Source organism: Novosphingobium umbonatum (assembly GCF_004005905.1).
Classification (GTDB): domain Bacteria; phylum Pseudomonadota; class Alphaproteobacteria; order Sphingomonadales; family Sphingomonadaceae; genus Novosphingobium; species Novosphingobium umbonatum.
The window spans coordinates 382179-402358 of record NZ_SACO01000004.1 but is presented as its reverse complement, the minus strand read 5'-3'; the positions used below and the strand labels follow the sequence as shown (position 1 = coordinate 402358).

Below are 20180 nucleotides of genomic sequence, written 5' to 3'. Positions count from 1 at the left end.
TTGGCGTGGCGGGCGCGCAAGGGGGGATGGCGGGATTTTGAACCATTACGTCCCGATGATGGCGCCCTTGTCGCGCAGCGCGATCTGTTCGGCCACATGGCCGCGCCACAGGGCGTCAAGCAGGTCGGTCTGGGTGATCAGGCCCAGCAGATGCCCCTTGGCGTCCACCACCACCGCCTCGGTGTAGACCCCGCCCGACAGGATGGGCAGCAATTCATCGATCGGCGTATCCGGCGCGGCAAGGCAGGGGGAGGGGTTCATCACCTCCCGCACCGTCAAAGGCCCATCCGTCGGGCCAAGGTGGCCTGCGGTCAACAGGCCTTCGACATGGCCTTGCTCATCGACCACGGGCATGGCGCGCAGGCCACGGCGCTGCAATTCCAGCCTTGCCTGCTGCAGGTTCTGGTCAGGATGCAGGGCGGGCACCCCGCTTTGCATAATCTGGTCACAGCGGATGATGCCATGCAGGCGGCGATAGCTTCGCGCTTCCACCTTCCGGAACAAAGCGTCCAGATCCTCGGTCCGCACGTCGATCAGGTCGTCATATTGCGCCAGAACCGCCTCTATATCGGCCATGGTAAAGCCTTTGGGTTCGGGGCCGGGCGCGACATATTGCGCGGGGCGGTTGGGGTAATGGCTGCGGATCGCCGAATTATAGATCAGGCCCAGCGTGACCAGCAGGATGGAATTGGCCGCCACCGGCACCAGCGCAAAGGACCAGCCAGCGGCCACCACCGCCTTGCCACCGATCACACAGGTCAATGCGCAGGCGCCTCCTGGCGGGTGCAGGCAGCGGGCAAGGCTCATCACCACGATCGCGCTGGCCACGGCAAGGCAGGCCGCATAGGCCGGATCGCCCAGCCATTTCATCCAGAAAATCCCGCAAAGCGCCGAGAGGACATTGCCCCCGACAATGGCCCAGGGCTGCGCCAAAGGGCTGGCGGGGACGGCAAACAGCAACACAGCCGAGGCCCCCATCGGCGCCACCAGCAGCGGGATGCTGGCCGGATCGCCCAGCCAGAGCCGCATCACCAGACCGGTGACGAGGATGCCCAAAGCGCCGCCCAGCCCTGCGGCCATTTGGCGCGAGAGGGGGCTGCGCGGTTGCACGTCGACAATCTGGGCAAAATGCGCAAGGGGCCGGAAACGGATCACAGGGCGATGCCTGCCCCCATCACATCGGCCAGAGTATGGCCTGACAATTGGTTGTAGAAAGCGCGCTGGGCCTGCGCGAACACCGATGGCAGGCCGCAGCCTTTGATCAGGCCACAGCCCGCGCAGCTGACCAAGCCGCAGGATGGCTCCATCGCCTGCACCACCGCGCCAATGTTGATCTGGGCCGGATCACGCGCCAGGCGGATGCCCCCGCCGCGCCCGCGCGTGGCCTCGATAAAGCCTTCATGCGCCAGTTGGTTGGCAATCTTCATCAAATGGGTGCGGGAAATGTCTTGTGCCTGCGCCACATCGGCAATCGCCATGCGCGCGCCATCGGCCTGCGCCAGACAGATCAGCAGGCGCAGCGCGTAGTCGGTGTGGCGGGTCAATTGCATGGTTGCTGCCTTTAGCGCGCGATTTGATTCATCTCAAATGAATCTTTGTGGCATCCCGATAAGTGGACTTTGTAAGTCATCTTTCGGGAGAGAATCATGTATTGCGTGCAGTGCGAACAATCGAACAAGGGCGGATGCGCGGTCAAAGTGGGCTCTTGCGGCAAGACCGCCCCGGTTGCCGATATGCAGGACGTGCTGTTGCGCATCATGCAGGGCGTTTCGGCCTATGCCAGCCTTGCCGCGCAAAAAGGCGCGCGTGATGCCGAGGTGGATGCTTTTACGCCCCATGCATGGTTCACCACGCTGACCAATGTGAATTTTGATGCTGACCGTTTCACCGCCCTGATCGCGCAGGCGCTGGATATGCGCGCCAAGGCCAAGGCTTGCGCCGTTGCGGCGGGCGCGGATCTGTCCGATCTGCCCGAACCGGCCACATGGAACCCCGGCACTACCGCCAGCGAACTGGCCGCCGCTGCACCTTTCGCCGCGATCCAGCGCTTCATGGACCGTGACGGGCCCAGCATTGTCGGCCTGCGCAATCTGGTGCTTTACGGGCTGAAGGGCACGGCGGCCTATGCCGAACATGCCCGCGTTCTGGGGCATGAAGAAGCGGCCGTATCGGCAGAGTTCCACCGCATTGCGGCCTTTCTGGCCACCGACCCCACCGATGTTTCGGCGCTGCTGGCGCAGTCCCTTGCGATTGGCGCGCTGAACCTGAAGGTGATGGAATTGCTGGACGCGGCCAACACCACCCGCTTTGGCCATCCCGAAGTGACCATGGTCCGCATGACGCCGGTGCAGGGCAAGGCTATTCTGGTGTCCGGCCATGATATGGGCGATCTGGAAGTGATCCTGCGCCAGACCGCCGGTCTGGGCATCAATGTCTATACCCATGGCGAATTGCTGCCCGCCAATGCCTATCCGGGCCTGAAGCGCTATTCTCATCTGGTGGGCAATTATGGCGGCGCATGGCAGGACCAGCAGCGCGATTTCGATGCTTTCCCCGGCGCGATTATCATGACCTCGAACTGTCTGATCAATCCCGAAATCAAATCCTACGCCGACCGGCTGTTCACTACGGGGCCGGTGGGTTGGGGCGGGATTCCGCATTTGACCGGCCATGACTTCCGCCCAGCCATCGCCCGCGCGCTGGAGTTGGAAGGCTTTACGCAGGACGCGCCCGAACAGCGCATTCCCGCCGGTTTCGCCCGCAACACGGTGATGGGTGTGGCGGACACGCTGCTCGATCTGATCGGCAAGGGCGAGGTCAAGAACCTGTTTCTGATCGGGGGCTGTGACGGGGCGCGTCCGGGGCGCAATTATTTCCACGATCTGGCGCTGGCCACGCCCAAGGATAGTCTGGTGCTGACGCTGGGCTGTGGCAAATTCCGTTTCAACCGTGAAGATATGGGCGACATTCAGGGCATCCCCCGCGTGCTGGACATGGGCCAGTGCAATGACGCTTTCTCGGCCATTCAGGTGGCCGTGGCGGTGGCTGGCGCGCTGGGCTGCGGGGTGAATGACCTGCCGCTGCATTACGCGATCAGCTGGTTTGAGCAAAAGGCGACCGCCGTGCTGCTGACCATGCTGCATCTGGGGATCAAGAAGATCCACCTTGGCCCCACCTTGCCGCAATTCCTGACGCCGGAAGTGTTGGGCGTGTTGGTGGACGAGTTCGACATTCGCCCCACCGGCGATGTGGCGGACGATCTGGCGCGTATGCTCAAGGCCGCATGATGGCATGGCCCGCCTGCCTCGCAAGGGGTGGGCGGGCCGATCAGCTGGCAGATAAGCGGGGACGGATGCGTGATGGGCGATTGACAGACGGGGGGTAAATGGCGCCTCTAGCCATCCACGACCGCAAGGCGGACGTAGGCAAGCAAGGCACAGGTTTCCCGCATGGCAACGATCAAGGATGTCGCCGAATATTCGGGCATCTCCATCAAGACAGTGTCCCGCGTGATCAATGGCGCCCCCACCGTCCGGCCCAAGGTACGTGCCAAGGTGGAGGAAGCGATCCGCGCGCTCAATTACCGCCCCGCCCTGGCCGCGCGGCAATTGGCCAGCGGGCGCAGCTTCATCGTCGCCATGATCGCCCCGCGCCAGACCTACAGCTATTTTTCACGCCTGATGGTGGCCATGGCCGAAGCCTGCCGCGATTACGGCCACCATCTGGTGCTGGAGGTGATTGACCGCAGCGAGATGGACAGCGATCCGGCATGGACGCTGCAATTGTCCTGTGAACCCGATGCGGTGATCATCGTGCCGCCCTATGCCGATGATCCGCGCATGGTCGAGGCGGTGGCGGCATTGGGTAAGCCGATGCTGCGGATGGCGGTGGGGGATGATGGGGTGGGGCAGGCGCTGCCCGTGCCCAGCTATGAGATTTCCTATGCCATGGGGCGCTATTTGCTGGCGAAGGGGCATCGGCAATTGGCGATCATCGCGCCGCCGCGCAAAACCATGTCGGCCTATGCCCGCGTGGAGGGCTTTGCGCAGGCTTTGGCCGATGCGGGGGTGGACTTGCCTCCGTCCTGTATCGTTGCGGGCACTATGGATTTTGCCAGTGGCGAGGCGGCCTTTCGTCAGTTGATGAGCCTGCCAAGGCGGCCCACCGCAATTTTTGCGACCAATGATCCGATGGCGCTTGGGGCCATGGCCTGCGCCTTGCGTCTGGGATTTTCCGTGCCGCAGGATGTGGCAATTGCCGGATTTGACAATTCGGTGGAGGGGCAGATGTGCTATCCCCCTTTGACCAGCGTGCATCAACCTTTGGAAGAAATTGCCCGGGCGGCAGTGGGCTTGGTGCTGGGGGTGGAGCAGCAGCGTCCCGAATTCATCCACCACATTGTCGAGCGCGAGTCGGCTTGAGTTAAAAATTCCTACGCTAGTATTTTTTAATCTGTGATCAATTTAACACAGGGTCCTTGCGCGTGGCTGGCGGCATCAGATCGCGGCTTTCTGGGATTTTTTATCGATCGCGCGTATGATTTTCGCGCCAATCCCCAAAAGTTCTAGCGATGGCATTTTCATTGACTCCTTCGCGAAGCCCCCTATTTTCCGGCGCCAGTGAAAACCCATGGGGGGATGGAGCATGTCTGAATATTTCGCCTCACTGTTGGCGGGTGCGGCGCTGATCGCTGTTGCTACGCCGGCTTTGGCACAAAATACTAGCGCTGGAAATCTTGGCGCTGGAAATTCTGGGGCCGCCGAACCGGCGCTGGCTCCCGGTGAAATCGTGGTGACCGCGCAAAAGCGCGCCGAGCGTCTTCAGGACGTGCCGGTTGCCGTCTCTGCTGTGTCCGCAGACAGCCTTGCCCGCGCCCAGATCAATGACACCGCCTCGCTGTCGCGCGCGGTGCCTTCGCTGACCTTCCAGCAGGGCGCGGGTTCGCAATCCAATGGTTTCCGCATTCGTGGCGTTGGTTCGCAATTGTTCAGCCTTGGCGTCGAAGCCTCGGTTTCGACAGTGGTCGATGGCGTGGTCGCCGCCCGCGCCACGCAGGGCTTCTCCGACTTTGCCGATATCGAACGCATCGAAGTTTTGCGCGGTCCGCAAGGCACGCTGTTCGGCAAGAATGCCACCGCCGGTGTGGTCAGCGTGATCACGGCCAAGCCTAGCCGCAAGCCGACCGCCTCGATGGAGGCGACGGTGGCCGAAAAGGGCGAATATCGCGTCAAGGGCACCGTCTCCGGCCCGCTGTCGGAAACGGTCGCGGGCCGCATCAGCGCCTATTACAACGATGTGGACGGCTACATCTATAACGTGGCGACCAAGCGCAATGTGAATGGCAGCAAGGCGTGGGGCGTGCGCGGCAAATTGCTGTGGGAAGCCAGTGAGAATCTGAACTTCCTGGCCAGCGCCGATTATCGCAAGAGCAATGCCTTGTGCTGTCAGTCGGTGGCGGTGCAGACGGTGACCCCTGCGGTGATCGCCCTGTCGCCCGGCATCACGGCCTCGCCCACCAACCGCCAGATCATTGATGATGCGGACAGCTTCAACAATGAAAGCCAGTATACGTTTTCGCTGGAAAGCAATCTGGATCTGGGCAGCGCGACGATCACCTCGATCTCGGCCTATCAGCATTACCAGAATGTCGCCAACAATGTGGTTGACCGCATCAACAATCCGCTGCCGATCTATACCGGTGGCCTTGCCCAGTTCAACCAGAACGGCGGCGAGATTGGCCTCAACAGCTTTTCGCAGGAATTGCGCATTGGCTCCAATGGCAAGCGCGACCTGACCTATGTGGCGGGCGTGTTCTATGCCACCACCGCCGTGACGCGCGATTTCCTGCGCCGTCAGGCGCTGTGCACGGCGGGCACTTTGGGCGAGGTTTGCGCCGCGCCGACCTATCGTTCGGTCTTTTCCCACGCCTATAACAAGTCGGACAGCATTTCGGTATTTGGCCAGCTGGAATATCGCGTTGTGGGCAATCTGAAACTGTTGGGCGGCGCACGTTTGCAGCATGAACGCACCTCGGTGGAAGGCGTCCGCTATGGCCCCGCGCCGCAATATCCCACCGATGTGGCCATCCCCGGCTTTGGCGCGGTTTCGGGCTATCGCTCGGCCAGCGACACCGCCCTGACCGGCAAGGTGGGCGCGAAATATGAATTCAACCGCAATGCCCAGACCTATGCCAGCTATACGCGCGGCTATAAGGGCTATGGTTTCAACACCGAGCCTGCCACCAATTTCGCCACGCAGGCGCCGGTGCTGCCCGAATATGTCAATGCGTTTGAAGTGGGCTTCAAGGGGCGCACGGCGGATAATCTCCTCAACGTGACCTTTGCCGCCTTCCTGTCCAATTACAGCAACCTTCAGGTTCTGGCCAATGTCGGCACGCCGATCGCGCCTGCCTTTGCCCAGACCAACGCCGGCAAATCGACCACCAAGGGCTTTGAAGTCGAAGGCACGCTGCGCCCTGCCGAGGGCCTGTCGGTCGGCTTTGGCGTGACTTATGCCAAATCCACCATCACCGCCGATGGTCTGAGCTGCCCCTTGCAATATCAGACCAACCTTTACACCGGCGCCAATCCGCCCGCCAACACCTGCTATGGTTCGGGTTCGGGGCAGCAGAATATCGTCAATGGCCGCCTGCCCTATGCGCCCGAATGGCGCGTGATGGTTTCGCCGCGTTATGAGGCAGATATTCCGGGCACTCCGCTGACCGGCTTTGGCCAGTTCAGCGTCAATTACCAGAGCCGCCAGATCTTCGACATTTCGCAAGATCCGATGCTGACGCAAAAGCCCTATGCGATGGTGGATGCCAGCGTGGGCGTGCAGGGGCCGGACAAGCATTACAGCTTTACCGTTTTTGTGCGTAACCTGCTTAACCAGAACTACTATTCGTCGATGGCCCATACCAGCCTGTTGGCCAGTGCGACCAATGCCAATGATTTGACGGCCTTTGTCAACAAGGACGCCAATCGCTATTTCGGTGCCACTTTCGGCGCGAAATTCTAATGGCTTGCCCGCAGGGAGGGATCGTTTATTCCTCCCTGCGGCTCGTGTGTCGGGCGGAACTTGCCTCTCTCTGGTTCCGTCCGGCGCCTAATTGATTGAACCATAAATCCGAGCTGGGGAACGATGCTATGTCCAGAATGCGTCATACGATCATGGGTGCTGCCGCCACTTTTGCCTTTCTGGCCATGCCATCGGCCAAGGCGCAACAGGCGCCCGCCGTGTCGGCCAAGCCTGCGGAGGCTACCGCCCAGGCGGCCCAGCGTCCGCGCAACATCATCTTTGTGTTGGTGGATGACCTGCGTTTTGACGGCATGGGCTTTCTGCAACCCGGCCTGCTGCATACGCCCAACATCGACCGTATGGCGCGTGAGGGCAGCTATTTCCCCAATGGCGTGACCACCTCCTCGCTGTGCAGTCCCAGTCGCGCCACGATCCTGACCGGCATGACCGCGCGCAACCATGGTGTGGTGGACAATAACAATTCCAGCGAAGATGGGCTGACTTTCTTCCCCGCCTATCTGCAACAGGCCGGATATCAGACCGCCTTTATGGGCAAATGGCATATGGGCGATGAAACCGATGCCCCGCGTGCCGGTTTCAACAAATGGATCAGTTTCCGCGGTCAAGGCCATTATTACCCGACCAGCGATCTGCCCGCCGCTGCCGCGCAGGCGGGCAAGGTGAACACGCTCAATGTCGATGGCAAGGAAGTGCCCCAGAAGGGCTATATCACCGATGAATTGACCGATTATGCGATGAACTGGCTGGAAAAGGAGCGCGACCCCAAGAAGCCCTTCTTCCTCTATCTCAGCCATAAGGCGGTGCATTCCGACCCCTTGCCCCCGCCGCGCTATGCCCATCAATATGACAAGGCGCAGTTCAGCCTGCCCGCCAGCGCCGAAAACACGCCCGAAAATTACAAGGGCAAGCCGCGCTGGGTCTATGAACAGCGCAACACGTGGCACGGGATTGATTTCTTTTACAATTCCGACATGAAAATGACGGAATATCTCAAATATTACTATGGCACGCTCTCGGCTGTGGATGACAGCCTGGGCCGGATCATGGCCTATTTGAAGAAGAACCATCTGGAAAAGGACACTTTGGTTGTCTTCACCAGCGACAATGGATTTCTGGTTGGCGATCATGGCTTGATCGATAAGCGCAACGCCTATGAAGCCTCGGTCCGCGTGCCTTTGGTTATGTGGGAACCGGGCACGGTGCCCGCCAACAGCGTCAACACCGGCCGCGTGCGCGGTCTGGATTTCGCGCCGACTTTCCTCCATGCCGCAGGCGTGTCCGCCATGCCCAAGCAGTTTGAAGGCCAGAACGCATGGGGCCTGATCACTGGGGCGGTAAAGCCTGCCGATTGGAAGCCCAGCGATTTCATCTATGAATATTACTGGGAATGGAGCTTCCCCGAAACGCCGACGACCTTTGCCATCACGCGGGGCAATCTGAAATATATCCAGTATCACGGCATTTATGATCGTGACGAATTGTATGACATTGGCGCCGATCCGAGCGAAATGCACAATCTGGCCGAGGATCCCGCGCATTTGCAGGACAAGATCACTCTGCGCGCTGCACTTTACCAGCAATTGGCCAACCGTCAGGGTAAGCACGCCATTCCCTATACAGCGCGCAAGTCCATTGGTGCGGTGCGCCGGATGAAGGGCGGCACGGGCGCGGCGCCTTTCCCCGAGGAATGGCTGGTCGAACCCAACCGCACCGACCGCATGGATGATATCATGCCCGACAGTCTGGCCAAGCAAGCGGCCAAGGCAGCAGGCAAGCCTTTCATGAATGCACCGACCGTCGACCAGCAATTCAAGCAAATCCCTGAAAAGTGAGCCAAGCCATGACCCTGTCTCCAGCCCTCCTTTCGCCACATGCCGGCATGCGTCTGGTGGAGGGCGGGGTGTTCCAGATGGGGTCGGAGGCTTTCTATCCAGAGGAGGCCCCGCGCCGGAAGGTTCGGGTGTCCTCGTTCTGGATGGACGAAACACCGGTGACCAACGCGCAATTTGCCAGTTTCGTGGCCGCCACCAATTATCGCACCTTCGCCGAAATCGCGCCTGATCCGCGCGATTATCCCGGCATGGATCCGGCCATGGCGCAGGCGGGTTCGCTGGTTTTCACCATGACCGACCATCCGGTTGATCTGGGCGATCCCTCGCAATGGTGGCGCTGGATAGAGGGGGCCTGTTGGCGCCATCCTCTGGGGCCCGACAGCGGGATTGATGACCTGCTGGATCATCCCGTGGTGCATGTAACCCATCACGATGCGGCGGCCTATGCGGCCTGGGCGGGCAAGCGTCTGCCCACCGAGGCCGAGTTTGAATATGCCGCAAGGGGTGGCTTGCCGGATGCCGAATATGCCTGGGGCGATGAATTGACCCCCCATGGGCAACATCTGGCCAATACTTGGCAGGGCATGTTCCCCTTTGCCAATACGGCGGCCGATGGCTGGGTCCGCACTAGTCCGGTGCGCGCCTATCCGGCCAATCCCTATGGGCTTTATGACCTGATCGGCAACACATGGGAGATTTGCGAGGATTGGTGGAGCCTGCCCTCCGATGCCCGTCCGCGCAAGAAAAGCGCCTGTTGCGCCATCGATAATCCACGCGGGGGATTCCGCGCCAAGAGCCATGATCCGGCCGAGCCCAAAACACCGCGCAAGGTGATCAAGGGCGGATCGCATCTCTGCGCGCCATCCTATTGCCAGCGCTATCGCCCCGCTGCGCGCCATCCGCAATCGCTGGACAGTTCGACCAGCCACATCGGGTTCCGCTGTGTAAAGGATGTTCAGGCGGGGTAGAATTGATAGTGCGCGTCGGCTTTTGAATGCTTGGTGCGACGGGCCTTTGCTAGATCCATGTCTTTAGTCTGGCTGCGGATGACGCGCGGCGAGGGGCAAAGGACGGGATGATGGTAAAGGCGTTGGATAAATTGGTCGCGGCGGCCCTCTTGGCCATAGCGCCGCAAGCTGTGATGGCCGCAGAACCTGCGCCCAAGCTAGCGCTCAGCCCTTTCTGGGAAGAACTGACCGGACCGGATTTCATCAAGGCGCTCAAAGCTGCCGATGGCCTGTGCATCCTGCCGATGGGCAGTGTGGAGAAATTTGGCCCCTCCGGCCCGATGGGGACCAATCTGATCATGGCCCGCGCCATTGCCGAACAAGCGGCCAGGCGCGAATATGCCATCATCTTCCCCGCCTATTATGTCGCGCAAACCGCCGATGTCGCCAACCATCAGGGCACGATTTCCTATAGCGCCGATCTGCAATTCCAGATGCTGCGCGAAACGGTCAGCGAGATGGCGCGCAATGGTTGCCGCAAGATCCTGCTGTCCAATGGCCATTCCAGCAATATGGGCCTAATCCAGTGGTTCATCCAAAGCAATATGGCCTTGCCCCAGCCCTATCAGGTCTATGCCGCCTATCCCGCCTCGCCGCGCTTTTCGCCGCCCACGCCTGAAACCTTGAAGCTGCCTGCCGTGATGCAGCCCAGCCACCCCGACGCCGACGGCCATGGCGGAGAGGAGCGTATCGCGCTGTTGATGGCGGTGCGCCCCGATCTGATGCATCCCGAACGGGGCCATGATGAGCCGGCGGAAAAGGAAGGCGCGGTTCACTTGCCCGTGCCCCATGGCGTGTTGATCGGCACGGCCCGTTATATCGAGGCGCCCACCAGCTATATTGGCGATGCCAGCGGCGCCACGGCCAAGCGGGGCAAGGCCTTGCTCGACTATGCCACCGACCGTCTGGTCCAGATCCTGCAGGCGTTGAAAGCCGATCAGCGCAGCGCCAAGGATTTGCAGGATTTTGCCGAGCAACGCCGCCACCCGCGCTGACTTCCTGCTTGGCGCTTGGCTGCATCCCGCTATAGTCCGTGCCCATAACATGGCGCCACAACGGACGCTGTGGCGCGGGAGAGACGTGTGGAGCATGCTTTGGGGCTGGTGATGATCAGCGCCGCCGGAATTGCGCTGGCCGTGTGGTTGATCGCCAAGGTGGGGCTGCATCCCTTTGTCGGCCTGCTAACCGCGGCCATGGCGATCGGGCTGACCGCAGGTGTGGCGCCGCCCGATGTGGCCACGGCCATTGAAAAAGGCTTTTCCGATATTCTCAAAGGCACTGGTCTGGTGGTGGCCTTGGGACTGGGGCTGGGCGCGATGCTGCAAATATCGGGCGGGGCGCAGGCGCTGGCGATGAAGGTGCTGTCCTTGACGGGGCAGCGCTATGCGACATTGGGCGCTTTGCTGGCAGCTCTGCTGGTGGGTCTGCCGCTGTTTTTTGAAACCGGTGTGGTGCTGTTGATGCCGATTATTGTGGCCGGTGTGGCTGTGATGGAGGACCGGCAGGGGCTGCGCTTGCGGGTGATCCTGTCGGCTCTGGCGGGGCTTTCGGTGCTGCACGCTTTGCTGCCGCCGCACCCCGGCCCTTTGATCGCCTTGCGGGACCTGCAGGCGCCTTTGCTGCGCACGATGATGCTGGGGGCTGTGGCGGCGGTGCCCACGGCGCTGATCGCGGGGCCTTTGCTGGCGCGTTATACTACGCGCGGGGTGGTGGCGCAGGAGGCCGTGTTGAGCCTGCCCGATACCACACGCAGCGTCTCGGTTGGGGCCGCCGCTGCGGTTTTGCTCTTTCCCATCGTGCTGATCGCGCTCGGCGCGGCCTTGCCCTTGATGGGCGGTATGGACCCGCACGCAGCAGCATGGATGCACCTGCTGGCCGAGCCGCCCGTGGCCCTGTTGCTGGCCAATCTGTTCGGGCTGATCATGCTGTTTGGCCGCGATGTGATGCAGCAGGATTTGCAGGACGAGATCTGGTCCAGCACGGTCCTGCCCGCCGGTGGCATGATCTTGAGCATTGGCGCGGGTGGTTCGCTCAAACAGGTGTTGGTCAGCGCGGGACTGCCCGATGTAGTCACGCAATTTGCCAGCGTCAGCGCCTTGTCGCCGATCATCATTGCCTGGCTGGTCGCGGTGGCCATTCGCGTGGGCACCGGCTCGGCCACTGTCGCCACCATCACCGCATCAGGGATTATGAGCGGTATGGTCGCAGCGGGGGGCGGCGTTGGGGCTGTTGTGGATCCATCGCTGTTGGTGCTGGCGATAGGCGCGGGGTCGGTGTTCTTTTCTCATGTCAATGACCCCGGCTTCTGGTTGGTCAAAAGCTATATGGGCACATCGACAAGCGACACGTTCCGCACATGGTCCATGCTGGAAACGGCGATTTCGGTGGTGGGTTTGGCGATGGTGCTGCTGCTGGATCTGATGAGCGGCGGTTAAGCTTCAGCTCGCCTGTTGATTACCTCTTTCAGGTGCTTATTAGCGTATGCCCTTTTTATCCCGCTTCCCTCGCATGCCTGTTCTGTCCGCTATGCTGGGCCTTATTTGTGCCGCATCCGCTCCGGTCTTGGGCGAGGATGTGCGCCCCCTTCCGATCGAACTACGGATCGGACGCAAGGCGGGGCCTGCCTTTGACCCGATCGAGGCGATGGGGGCGGGCATTGACGGCGGCCAGCAAGGAGCCACTGATCGCTTGCTGACCAAGCATAATGTGGCGGCGATGCGCAGCGCGGGCTTGCGGCCTTTAACCTATCGTTTGCGCACCGAACTGGGCATCGAGGCATGGCACTGGAATCCGCAAGGGACATGGAGTGATCCGGCCCACCAACAGGGCTATTGGACCTCCAGCGACCGCGCGACCAAGCCGATTGGCAATTCATGGGGTTATAAGCTGCCCCGTCGTGGCGATACGATTGATAATGCCAATGACGATGATTACTCGCGCCTTACCGATGGCGATCTGGACAGTTTCTGGAAATCCAATCCCTATCTGGATGCCGCTTTCCTGAAAGATGGCAGGCCGCATCATCAATGGCTGCTTTTACGCTTTGACAAGCCTTTGGAGATTGATGCGGTACGTATCCATTGGGGCACGCCCTATGCCACCGCCTATAAGGTGCAATATTGGTCCAGCGACAATGATTACGGGCCGGGGGCGCATTGGATCACCTTTGACTATGGCAGCCTGACCGAGGGCAAGGGCGGGGATGTCCTGCTCAAACTGGCCGAGAAGCCGGTAGGGGTGAAATTCCTGCGCGTTCTGCTGGAGCAAGGCTCAAACACCGCGCCGCCAGATGCCAAGGATTGGCGTGATCGCGCCGGTTTCGCCGTGCGGGAAATCAGTGCGGGGCGTCTGGCGCCTGATGGCACGTTGATCGATGTGGTGCAGCACAAGGCCAACAAGAGCGGGCAAACCTTCGCCCATGTCTCCTCTACCGATCCGTGGCACCGCGAAGTAGACCGCGATCCGCATCTGGAACAGGCCGGACTGGACCGTGTATTCCATAGCGGCCTTGGCAACGGGCGGCCGATCATGCTGCCGGTGGGGGTCTTGTATGATACGCCAGACAATGCGGCGGCGATGCTGCGCTATTTGCGTTGGCGGAATTATCCGGTGCGGCAGGTGGAATTGGGCGAGGAACCCGATGGCCAATGGGGCAATCCCGATGATTAGGCCGCGCTCTATCTGGCATGGGTGGACCGCTTGCGCCCCATCTGGCCCCAATTGCAATTGGGCGGTCCCAGCGCGCAAAGCGCATTGAGCGAGACCTGGCTCAATTCCGATCCGGAGCGTTCGTGGAACAGGCATTTTATCAAGGCTTTGCAGGAACGGGGGCGTTTGGCCGACCTGCAATTCTATTCGTTCGAATTCTATCCTTTCGATGATATTTGCCACAATATTCCCGGCAAGTTGATCGAGGAGGACCGGTTGATGCACCGGTTGATGACGCGCCTGACCGATGAAGGGGTGGGGCCGGATATCCCGCGCATCATCACCGAATATGGCTTCTCCGCCTATTCGGGCCGCGCCATGTCCGAAATGCCCAGCGCCTTGTTGATGGCCAATATCAATGGCCAGTTTCTGAGCGAGGGGGGCAATGCCGCCTATCTGTTCGGCTATGGCCCCAATGTGCCGGTGAACCAGAACCTGCCCTGTGCCGGCTTTGGCAATATGATGTTGCAAATGGCCGACCAGAAGGGACAGGCAGGCACGTCCATGCCCAGTTACCATACCGCTAGGCTGATGATCGGGGACTGGTTGATGCCTAAGGGCAAGCACCATTTCCTGCCGGTGGATATGGGGGCGCAGGCCGATGATGCGGTTCGGGTTTTCGCAGTGCGGCGGCCGGATGGTCGCTTGGGGGTCTTGGCACTGAACCGCCATGCCGATCGGGCGGTGAAGCTGCATATTACCGTGCAGGATCTCAAAGGCCTATTTCACACCATTGCTGGCCCTGTGCAGATCAGCCATTTTGGCCCTGACCAATATGCTTGGATCGACGATGGCCCCAAAAGCCGCCCTTCCAAGTCATTGCCACCCGCCCGCAGCACTTCGAAGGTGCGGGACCTCTATCTGGAACTCAAGCCACTGAGTCTGGGGGCCGTCATCGCCCCGCGATAGGGGGCGATTTGACGCAGATGACGTTGGGCGCAAAGGGGCCTATCGGAAGGTTCATGAGCAAGTTGCAGATTCTGGACGGCGGCACAGGTCGCGAACTGGCGCGGATGGGCGCTCCTTTCCGGCAACCGGAGTGGTCGGCCTTGGCGCTGATCGAGGCGCCGCATTTCGTGGGGCAGGTGCATCGCGCCTATATTGACGCGGGCGCCGATATTATCACCACCAATTCTTATGCCGTGGTGCCGTTCCATCTGGGTGAGGAGTGCTTTGCCGAGCGTGGCGCGGAGCTGGCCACTCTGGCGGCGCGTTTGGCACGGCAGGAGGCCGATGCTGCCGAACGGCCCATAGCGGTGGCGGGTTCCTTGCCGCCGGTCTGCGGGTCCTATCGGCCCGATCTGGTGGATCTGGAACGCGCGCGTCCGGTCTTGTCGGTATTGATTGCGGCAATGGCCCCCTATGTTGACCATTGGCAGGCCGAAACGCTGTCGGCTTTGGCCGAGGCGGAATTGGTGGCCGAACTGGTGGCCGACACGGGCAAGCCTTTGTGGCTGAGCTTTACTTTGGCCGATGAAGCACCTGCCGCCCCAGCCCTGCGTTCGGGCGAGAGCGTGGCGGAAGCGGCCCAATTGGCGCGGCGTTTGGGAGCAGGGGCTTTGCTCTTCAATTGCAGCCAGCCCGAGGTAATGCAGGACGCGCTGGCTGTGGCGCGGGCGGAATTGGGCGATAGCCTTCCCCTGGGCGTCTATGCCAATGCCTTTCCGCCGATGAGGGCTGATGCCGAGGCCAATTCAGGGCTGGACGAGATCCGTTCCGACCTGACGCCCGCAGGCTATGCCAACTTCGCCCGCGCTTGGGCGGGGGAAGGGGCCAACATATTGGGCGGATGTTGCGGTATCGGGCCAGAGCATATTGCCGAACTGGCCCGATTGCGCGGTTAATCCCGCCAGTTTTCCAACGCATCACCCAAGGCCTGTGCCAAGGGCGCCAGTTGCGGTTCAAACGCGCGCCAGTGGTCCAATCCGGAACGATAGATGGGCTGGCGCACCTGTTCGGAGCTGACGGTGCGGACGGCGCGGTCGTTCTCAAAGAAGCGCAGCGTGGCGGGGTGGAAATCGACTCCCACCGCCTCCAGAAGCTTGCGCACCTGCGTTTCGGTGTCCTCCACCAGATCCTCATAGATCAGGGTGTGAACCGATAGGGGGGCTACCTCGTGGAAATGGCGGATGATGGCCAGATAATGCCGGTAATAGGCGCCCAGATCCTCCAGCGAATAGGAAAACTCCTGCCCCTCGGCGAAGAGTTGTTTGAAGCCGGAGAAGCAGGAGGCCATGGGATGGCGGCGCACGTCCACGATCCGCGCCTTGGGCAGCATCAGGCGGATCAGGCCGATGTGGCGGAAATTGTTGGGCATCTTGTCGATGAAATAGGGGCGGCCAAGGCGGCGATGCACGGCGGCGCGGGCCAGATATTCCTCGCCCCATTGGCGAATGTCATCAGCGCTGGCCTCTTCCACCGCCTGCGGGCCTTTGGCGGCAAGGCGTGAGGCGATGGCGCCCATATAGGGCAATTCCATCGTGCCTTCGATCTGGGGATGGCTGGCCAGAATTTGTTCCACCAGCGTCGAGCCTGAGCGCGGCAGGCCAAGGATGAAGATGGGCGAGGCATTCGCCACACCCCAATCGGCGCGCTCGGCCAGAAATTCCGGCGTGAAGCGCGTGGCAACCGCTTGCGCTTCGGCGGCATAGTCGGGGATGACCATGGCGTAATGCCGCCGCGCCAGATCCGCACCCTTGGCATAATGATCAAAGGCTTGAGGCGCATCGCCGCCATCCTCGCAGGCGCGGCCCAAGGCATAGTCGAGATGCAGGCGGTCGACATCGGGCAGGCTTTTATCCGCCAAAAGCCCGCGCATCGTCGCCCCATCCTGCGCGGTCAGCGTGCCGACTTTCAGATTGGCCAGACTCCACCAGGCCTCGCCCGTGCGCGGGGCCAAGGCGATGGCGCGGCGATAGGCTGCAATGGCGGCATCGCGTTCGCCTTTGGTGCGCAGGGCATGGCCGTGGTTGACCGCGATGCGCGGGTTTTCGGGAAATTCCTGCGCCAGACTGGCATGGAGCGCCTCGGCCCCCGCATCATCGCCCAGTAGTGCGAGGCATCCGGCGCGCAAATTACGATAGGCGGGATTGGCGGGTTCGGCAGCCTCCAGCGGGGCGAGTTCGGCTAGCGCGGCTTCGGCCTGTTGGCGGGCGAACAGGCTGCGCGCTAGGTCAAAACGGGCGAGCTTGTCATCGGGCTTGAGGCTGATCGCATGCCGCAGCAGCGTCTCGGCATGGTCGAACGCACGGGCAGCCACATAGCAGGCGGCCAACAAGCGGGAGGCCTGCGCATGGTTGGGCTGTTTGAGCAGGAATTGGCGCAGGATCGGCTCGGCCTGATCACAGCGGCCCAGCACCACCAGTTCCGCCCCGCGCCCCACATCGGGATGGTCTGCATCAAGGCGGGCCAGCGCGGCATTGGCGCGCAATTCGCGCGCGGCATCGCCTGTGGCAAAACTGGCATCGGCCAAGGCCTGCCATGCTTCGACCAGCGAAGGGTCAAGCTGGGTTGCCGCCTCCAATTGCACCATGCCTTCTGCCCCGTGGCCAATGGCGCGCAGGCACAGGCCCAATTCGTAACGGGTACGCGCCGCATTGGGATAGGCCTGCGCCAAGGGCACCAGCAGCGCCAATGCGTCCTGACATTTCCCCTGTCGGCGCAAGGCCGAGGCCAGGATCAGGCGCGGGCGGGGATCTTGGGGCGCGCGGGCCACCAGATTGCGGGCCAGTTTCTCGGCGCGGGCAGGGGCTGTGGCCAGCGCCTGCGCTGCTTGGGCAAAGGGATCACTCATCACGGGATGTGCATAGGCCTATCGGGCGGGTTTGGGCAAAGAAAAAGCCCGACCTGCGCGCTCCGTTGTGGAGGGCAGGCCGGGCCTTTTCAGATTAGACCGGCTTAGAAGTTAAAGGTAGCGCGGGCGTAGTAATAGCCGCCGTTGATACCCCAGGGCGTGAAGCCCAGAGCCGCATTATACACGTTGCCCGACAAAGGACGCTCGCTGGTCGTGCCCTTGAAGATGGTTGGCGTGGTGGGGGCCTGCTTGTCGAACAGGTTGTTGGCACCCACGTCAAAGCGGACGCGCGGGGTCAGCTTGTAACCCACGTTGAGGTCGGTGATCAGCGTGGTGCCGATCTTCAACAGCTGGCAGGCCTCGCCGGTGGTCGAGTTACAATTGCCCGAACCGTCGGTGCTGACATGCTGGCTGGTGGTGCCGTAGATGGTCTCGCGCAGGTTCACCTGGAACTTGCCCTTGCTCCACAAGGCGTTGGCGATCACCTTCATCCGCGGCGTAGCCGTGGTCAGCGCGTCCATCGCGTTCTGGGTCAACAGCTTGGTCTGGCCCTGGGCGGCATTGTATACAGCCGCAGGCAGGCTGGCGATCTTGGTGATCTCGGTCTTGTTATAGTTCACGCCCAGCGACCAATCGACCTTGCCCATATCGCCAAAGTCGCTGGCATAGTTGGCGGTGGCTTCCACGCCGCGGGTGCGGGTGCTGACACCGTTGGTGAAGATGTTGATGCCGGCATAGGACGTGGCATCAGCCAGCGACACACCGCGCGAGGTCAGAGCATTGACCACAGCGGCCGAGACCGTGGTGGTGCCCAAGGTGCCGAAGATATCGCCCGAGGGAACGATGCGGTCCTTGATCTTGATCTGATAGGCGTCAATCGTGATCTGCAGCTTGGGCGCGGGGTGCAGCACCACGCCGCCCGAGAAGTTGACCGACTTTTCAGGACGCAGCTTGGCAAAGCCGAGCAGCTGGGCAGCCGCCGAGTTGGGGGGCAGCTGGCCAAAGGTCGAGCCGGGGCCGACGTTAACCGACGAATAATATTGTTCGGCCAGCGTGGGAGCGCGGAAGCCGTTCGACACCGTGCCGCGAACCGCGAACTTTTCGGAGAAGTCGTAACGGGCGTTGCCCTTGCCGATCCACACCGAACCAAAGTCCGAATAATGTTCGAAGCGGCCAGCGACATCGACATGCAGGCCCTTGATCGGGTCGGCGGCTACGTCAACATAACCGGCATAGCTCTTGCGGCCGAAGGAACCGGCATCGGTGGGGGCAAAGCCGGGATAGGACTGCGCGCCGCCGAAGATGTAGGAGGCATATTCGCCCTGGCTAATCGAATAATTGCCATTGCGATATTCGCCACCCATGGCCAGCGTCAGCGGCTTTTCGGTGCCGATTTCAAAGTCGCGGCTGACGTCAATGTTGGCGACCCATTCGCTGTTCGACAGCTGGCCGTCATAGAAATTGCGCTGGATGCCGGTGAGCGGCGTGGCGCTGGCCGATTGCAACATCGAGAACAGCGTGGGGTTGGCCGAATTGATCGTGTAGAGACCGACCGCGTCCTTGCCATAGGTGGCCGACAGGTCATAGTTCCATTCGGCGGCCTTGCCCTTGATACCGGCGGTCAGCGAGAAATCTTCCTCGCGGATGTTTTCCTGCGGCAGGAAGCCCTGCGACAGCGGGTAAACCGTGGTACCGGTGCTGGTGGTGCCCGAAACGCGTTCGGCATTACGGTAGTTCTGGAAAGAACGGGCGTTGCGGTTGCCATAGGTGCCGAAGGCGTAAACCTGTGCGTCCGAACCCACGTCATAGCCTGCGTTGAACGACAGGTTATAGATCGTGTAACGCGCGTCACCATTGATGCGGTTGACGTTGGGGTAATAGGGGTTCGACTTGAGGCCGTTGACAACCGTGGTGCTCAGGCCGGGCTTGAACGAGCCATCGGCGTAGAAGAAGCGGCGGTCATAGTTGCCATGCTGGGTATAGTCATGGAACTTGTATTCGCCGGTGATGTTGATGAAGCCCTTTTCACCCAGCTTGAAGCCGAAGTTCGAGCCTACAGCGGCCGTCTTGCCGCCGTTTTGATAATTGCTGCCACCGGTGGCGGTGATCGTGCCGCCATGGTCGGCGTTCTTCAGCTGGATGTTGACCACGCCTGCAATGGCGTCCGAACCATATTGCGCGGCGGCACCGTCCTGCAGCACTTCGACGCGGCCAATGGAGTTGGTGGGCACGAAGGACAGGTCAGTGGTGGCGCTGCCCGAGAAGGGGCTGCCGCCCAGCACGGCGAGGTTGGCGGTGGTGTGGCGACGCTTGCCGTTGATCAGCACCAGCGTGTCATTGGGGCTGATGCCGCGCAGGGCAGCCGAAAGGGTGAGGTTGGCGGTGTCACCACCCAGGCCCTGGAAGTTGAGCGAGGGAAGGGTCTGGGCCAGAACCTGGGTCAGATCCTGCTGGCCGACGCTCTGGAAGGCTTGTGCGCCGATCAGCTGGATCGGGGCGGCGCTGTCGGCGGCCTTCATGCCGGTCTGGCGGGTGCCGGTGACGATGATTTCGCTGGTGGGTTCTTGGTCAGCGGCCTGCGCGGCGACCGGCGCAATCATGGCCAGCGCGGTGCTGCAGAACAAAATCTTCTTCATAATGCGGTCCCTCATGGATCTGTTTCGGTTCCTGCCTGCGATGGGGGATGCTCGTTTTGGTTATGGTGAGCATCGTGGCAGGAGCCTTATGCGAGGGAGCTTGCGTCAGACCCTATACTACCTTCGACGTATCGACGGGGGATTTTTGCCGCGCTGCGGCATTGTG

At 61.5% G+C, this 20180-nt stretch carries 14 protein-coding genes; 10 read left to right on the top strand and 4 right to left on the bottom strand.

The window, feature by feature from the left end; all coding sequences use genetic code 11:
- Positions 1-45: 45 nt before the first annotated feature.
- Together EOE18_RS08025 and EOE18_RS08020 are read right to left on the bottom strand one after the other, a co-directional pair.
- Positions 46-1155: an HPP family protein gene (locus EOE18_RS08025; protein WP_246027328.1), complete on the bottom strand. Its 1110-nt coding sequence runs from the start codon at positions 1153-1155 to the stop codon at positions 46-48.
- The gene (locus EOE18_RS08020) at positions 1152-1550 is read right to left on the bottom strand and encodes an RrF2 family transcriptional regulator (RefSeq protein ID WP_127707996.1); all 399 of its coding nucleotides are present in this window, start codon (positions 1548-1550) and stop codon (positions 1152-1154) included. The genes EOE18_RS08025 and EOE18_RS08020 overlap by 4 nt, the downstream gene beginning before the upstream one ends.
- Before the next feature lie 96 nt (positions 1551-1646).
- Here EOE18_RS08020 and hcp point away from each other — a divergent pair, with 96 nt between their 5' ends.
- The 10 genes from hcp (at position 1647) to EOE18_RS07970 (ending at position 15429) form a co-directional block, all read left to right on the top strand.
- Positions 1647-3287, top strand: a complete 1641-nt coding sequence (gene hcp, locus EOE18_RS08015; protein WP_127707994.1) for a hydroxylamine reductase — start codon at positions 1647-1649, stop codon at positions 3285-3287.
- A 162-nt stretch (positions 3288-3449) separates the two neighbouring features.
- Positions 3450-4421: a LacI family DNA-binding transcriptional regulator gene (locus tag EOE18_RS08010; protein WP_127707992.1), complete on the top strand. Its 972-nt coding sequence runs from the start codon at positions 3450-3452 to the stop codon at positions 4419-4421.
- Positions 4422-4644: 223 nt separating this feature from the next.
- Positions 4645-7017: a TonB-dependent receptor gene (locus EOE18_RS08005; RefSeq protein ID WP_127707990.1), complete on the top strand. Its 2373-nt coding sequence runs from the start codon at positions 4645-4647 to the stop codon at positions 7015-7017.
- Between the two features lie 128 nt (positions 7018-7145).
- Positions 7146-8870: a sulfatase family protein gene (locus EOE18_RS08000; RefSeq protein WP_246027327.1), complete on the top strand. Its 1725-nt coding sequence runs from the start codon at positions 7146-7148 to the stop codon at positions 8868-8870.
- A 47-nt stretch (positions 8871-8917) separates the two neighbouring features.
- A complete protein-coding gene (locus EOE18_RS07995; protein ID WP_127708146.1) occupies positions 8918-9838 on the top strand; it encodes a formylglycine-generating enzyme family protein in 921 nt (306 codons plus the stop codon).
- Between the two features lie 173 nt (positions 9839-10011).
- On the top strand, positions 10012-10872 hold the full coding sequence (locus EOE18_RS07990; protein WP_164852702.1) for a creatininase family protein: 861 nt from the start codon (positions 10012-10014) through the stop codon (positions 10870-10872).
- Between the two features lie 87 nt (positions 10873-10959).
- A complete protein-coding gene (locus EOE18_RS07985) occupies positions 10960-12312 on the top strand; it encodes a GntP family permease (RefSeq protein ID WP_342772652.1) in 1353 nt (450 codons plus the stop codon).
- A 73-nt stretch (positions 12313-12385) separates the two neighbouring features.
- Positions 12386-13546 carry a discoidin domain-containing protein gene (locus tag EOE18_RS07980; RefSeq protein ID WP_164852701.1) on the top strand — a complete coding sequence of 387 codons (1161 nt, stop codon included), beginning with the start codon at positions 12386-12388 and terminating at the stop codon, positions 13544-13546.
- A 30-nt stretch (positions 13547-13576) separates the two neighbouring features.
- Positions 13577-14494: a hypothetical protein gene (locus tag EOE18_RS07975; protein ID WP_127707984.1), complete on the top strand. Its 918-nt coding sequence runs from the start codon at positions 13577-13579 to the stop codon at positions 14492-14494.
- Positions 14495-14547: 53 nt separating this feature from the next.
- Positions 14548-15429: a homocysteine S-methyltransferase family protein gene (locus tag EOE18_RS07970; RefSeq protein WP_127707982.1), complete on the top strand. Its 882-nt coding sequence runs from the start codon at positions 14548-14550 to the stop codon at positions 15427-15429.
- Here EOE18_RS07970 and EOE18_RS07965 read toward each other — a convergent pair.
- Both EOE18_RS07965 and EOE18_RS07960 read right to left on the bottom strand, forming a co-directional pair.
- The gene (locus EOE18_RS07965) at positions 15426-17378 is read right to left on the bottom strand and encodes a tetratricopeptide repeat-containing sulfotransferase family protein (RefSeq protein ID WP_127707980.1); all 1953 of its coding nucleotides are present in this window, start codon (positions 17376-17378) and stop codon (positions 15426-15428) included. The genes EOE18_RS07970 and EOE18_RS07965 overlap by 4 nt on opposite strands.
- A 104-nt stretch (positions 17379-17482) precedes the next feature.
- On the bottom strand, positions 17483-20014 hold the full coding sequence (locus EOE18_RS07960; RefSeq protein WP_127707978.1) for a TonB-dependent receptor plug domain-containing protein: 2532 nt from the start codon (positions 20012-20014) through the stop codon (positions 17483-17485).
- Between the last annotated feature and the right edge of the window lie 166 nt (positions 20015-20180).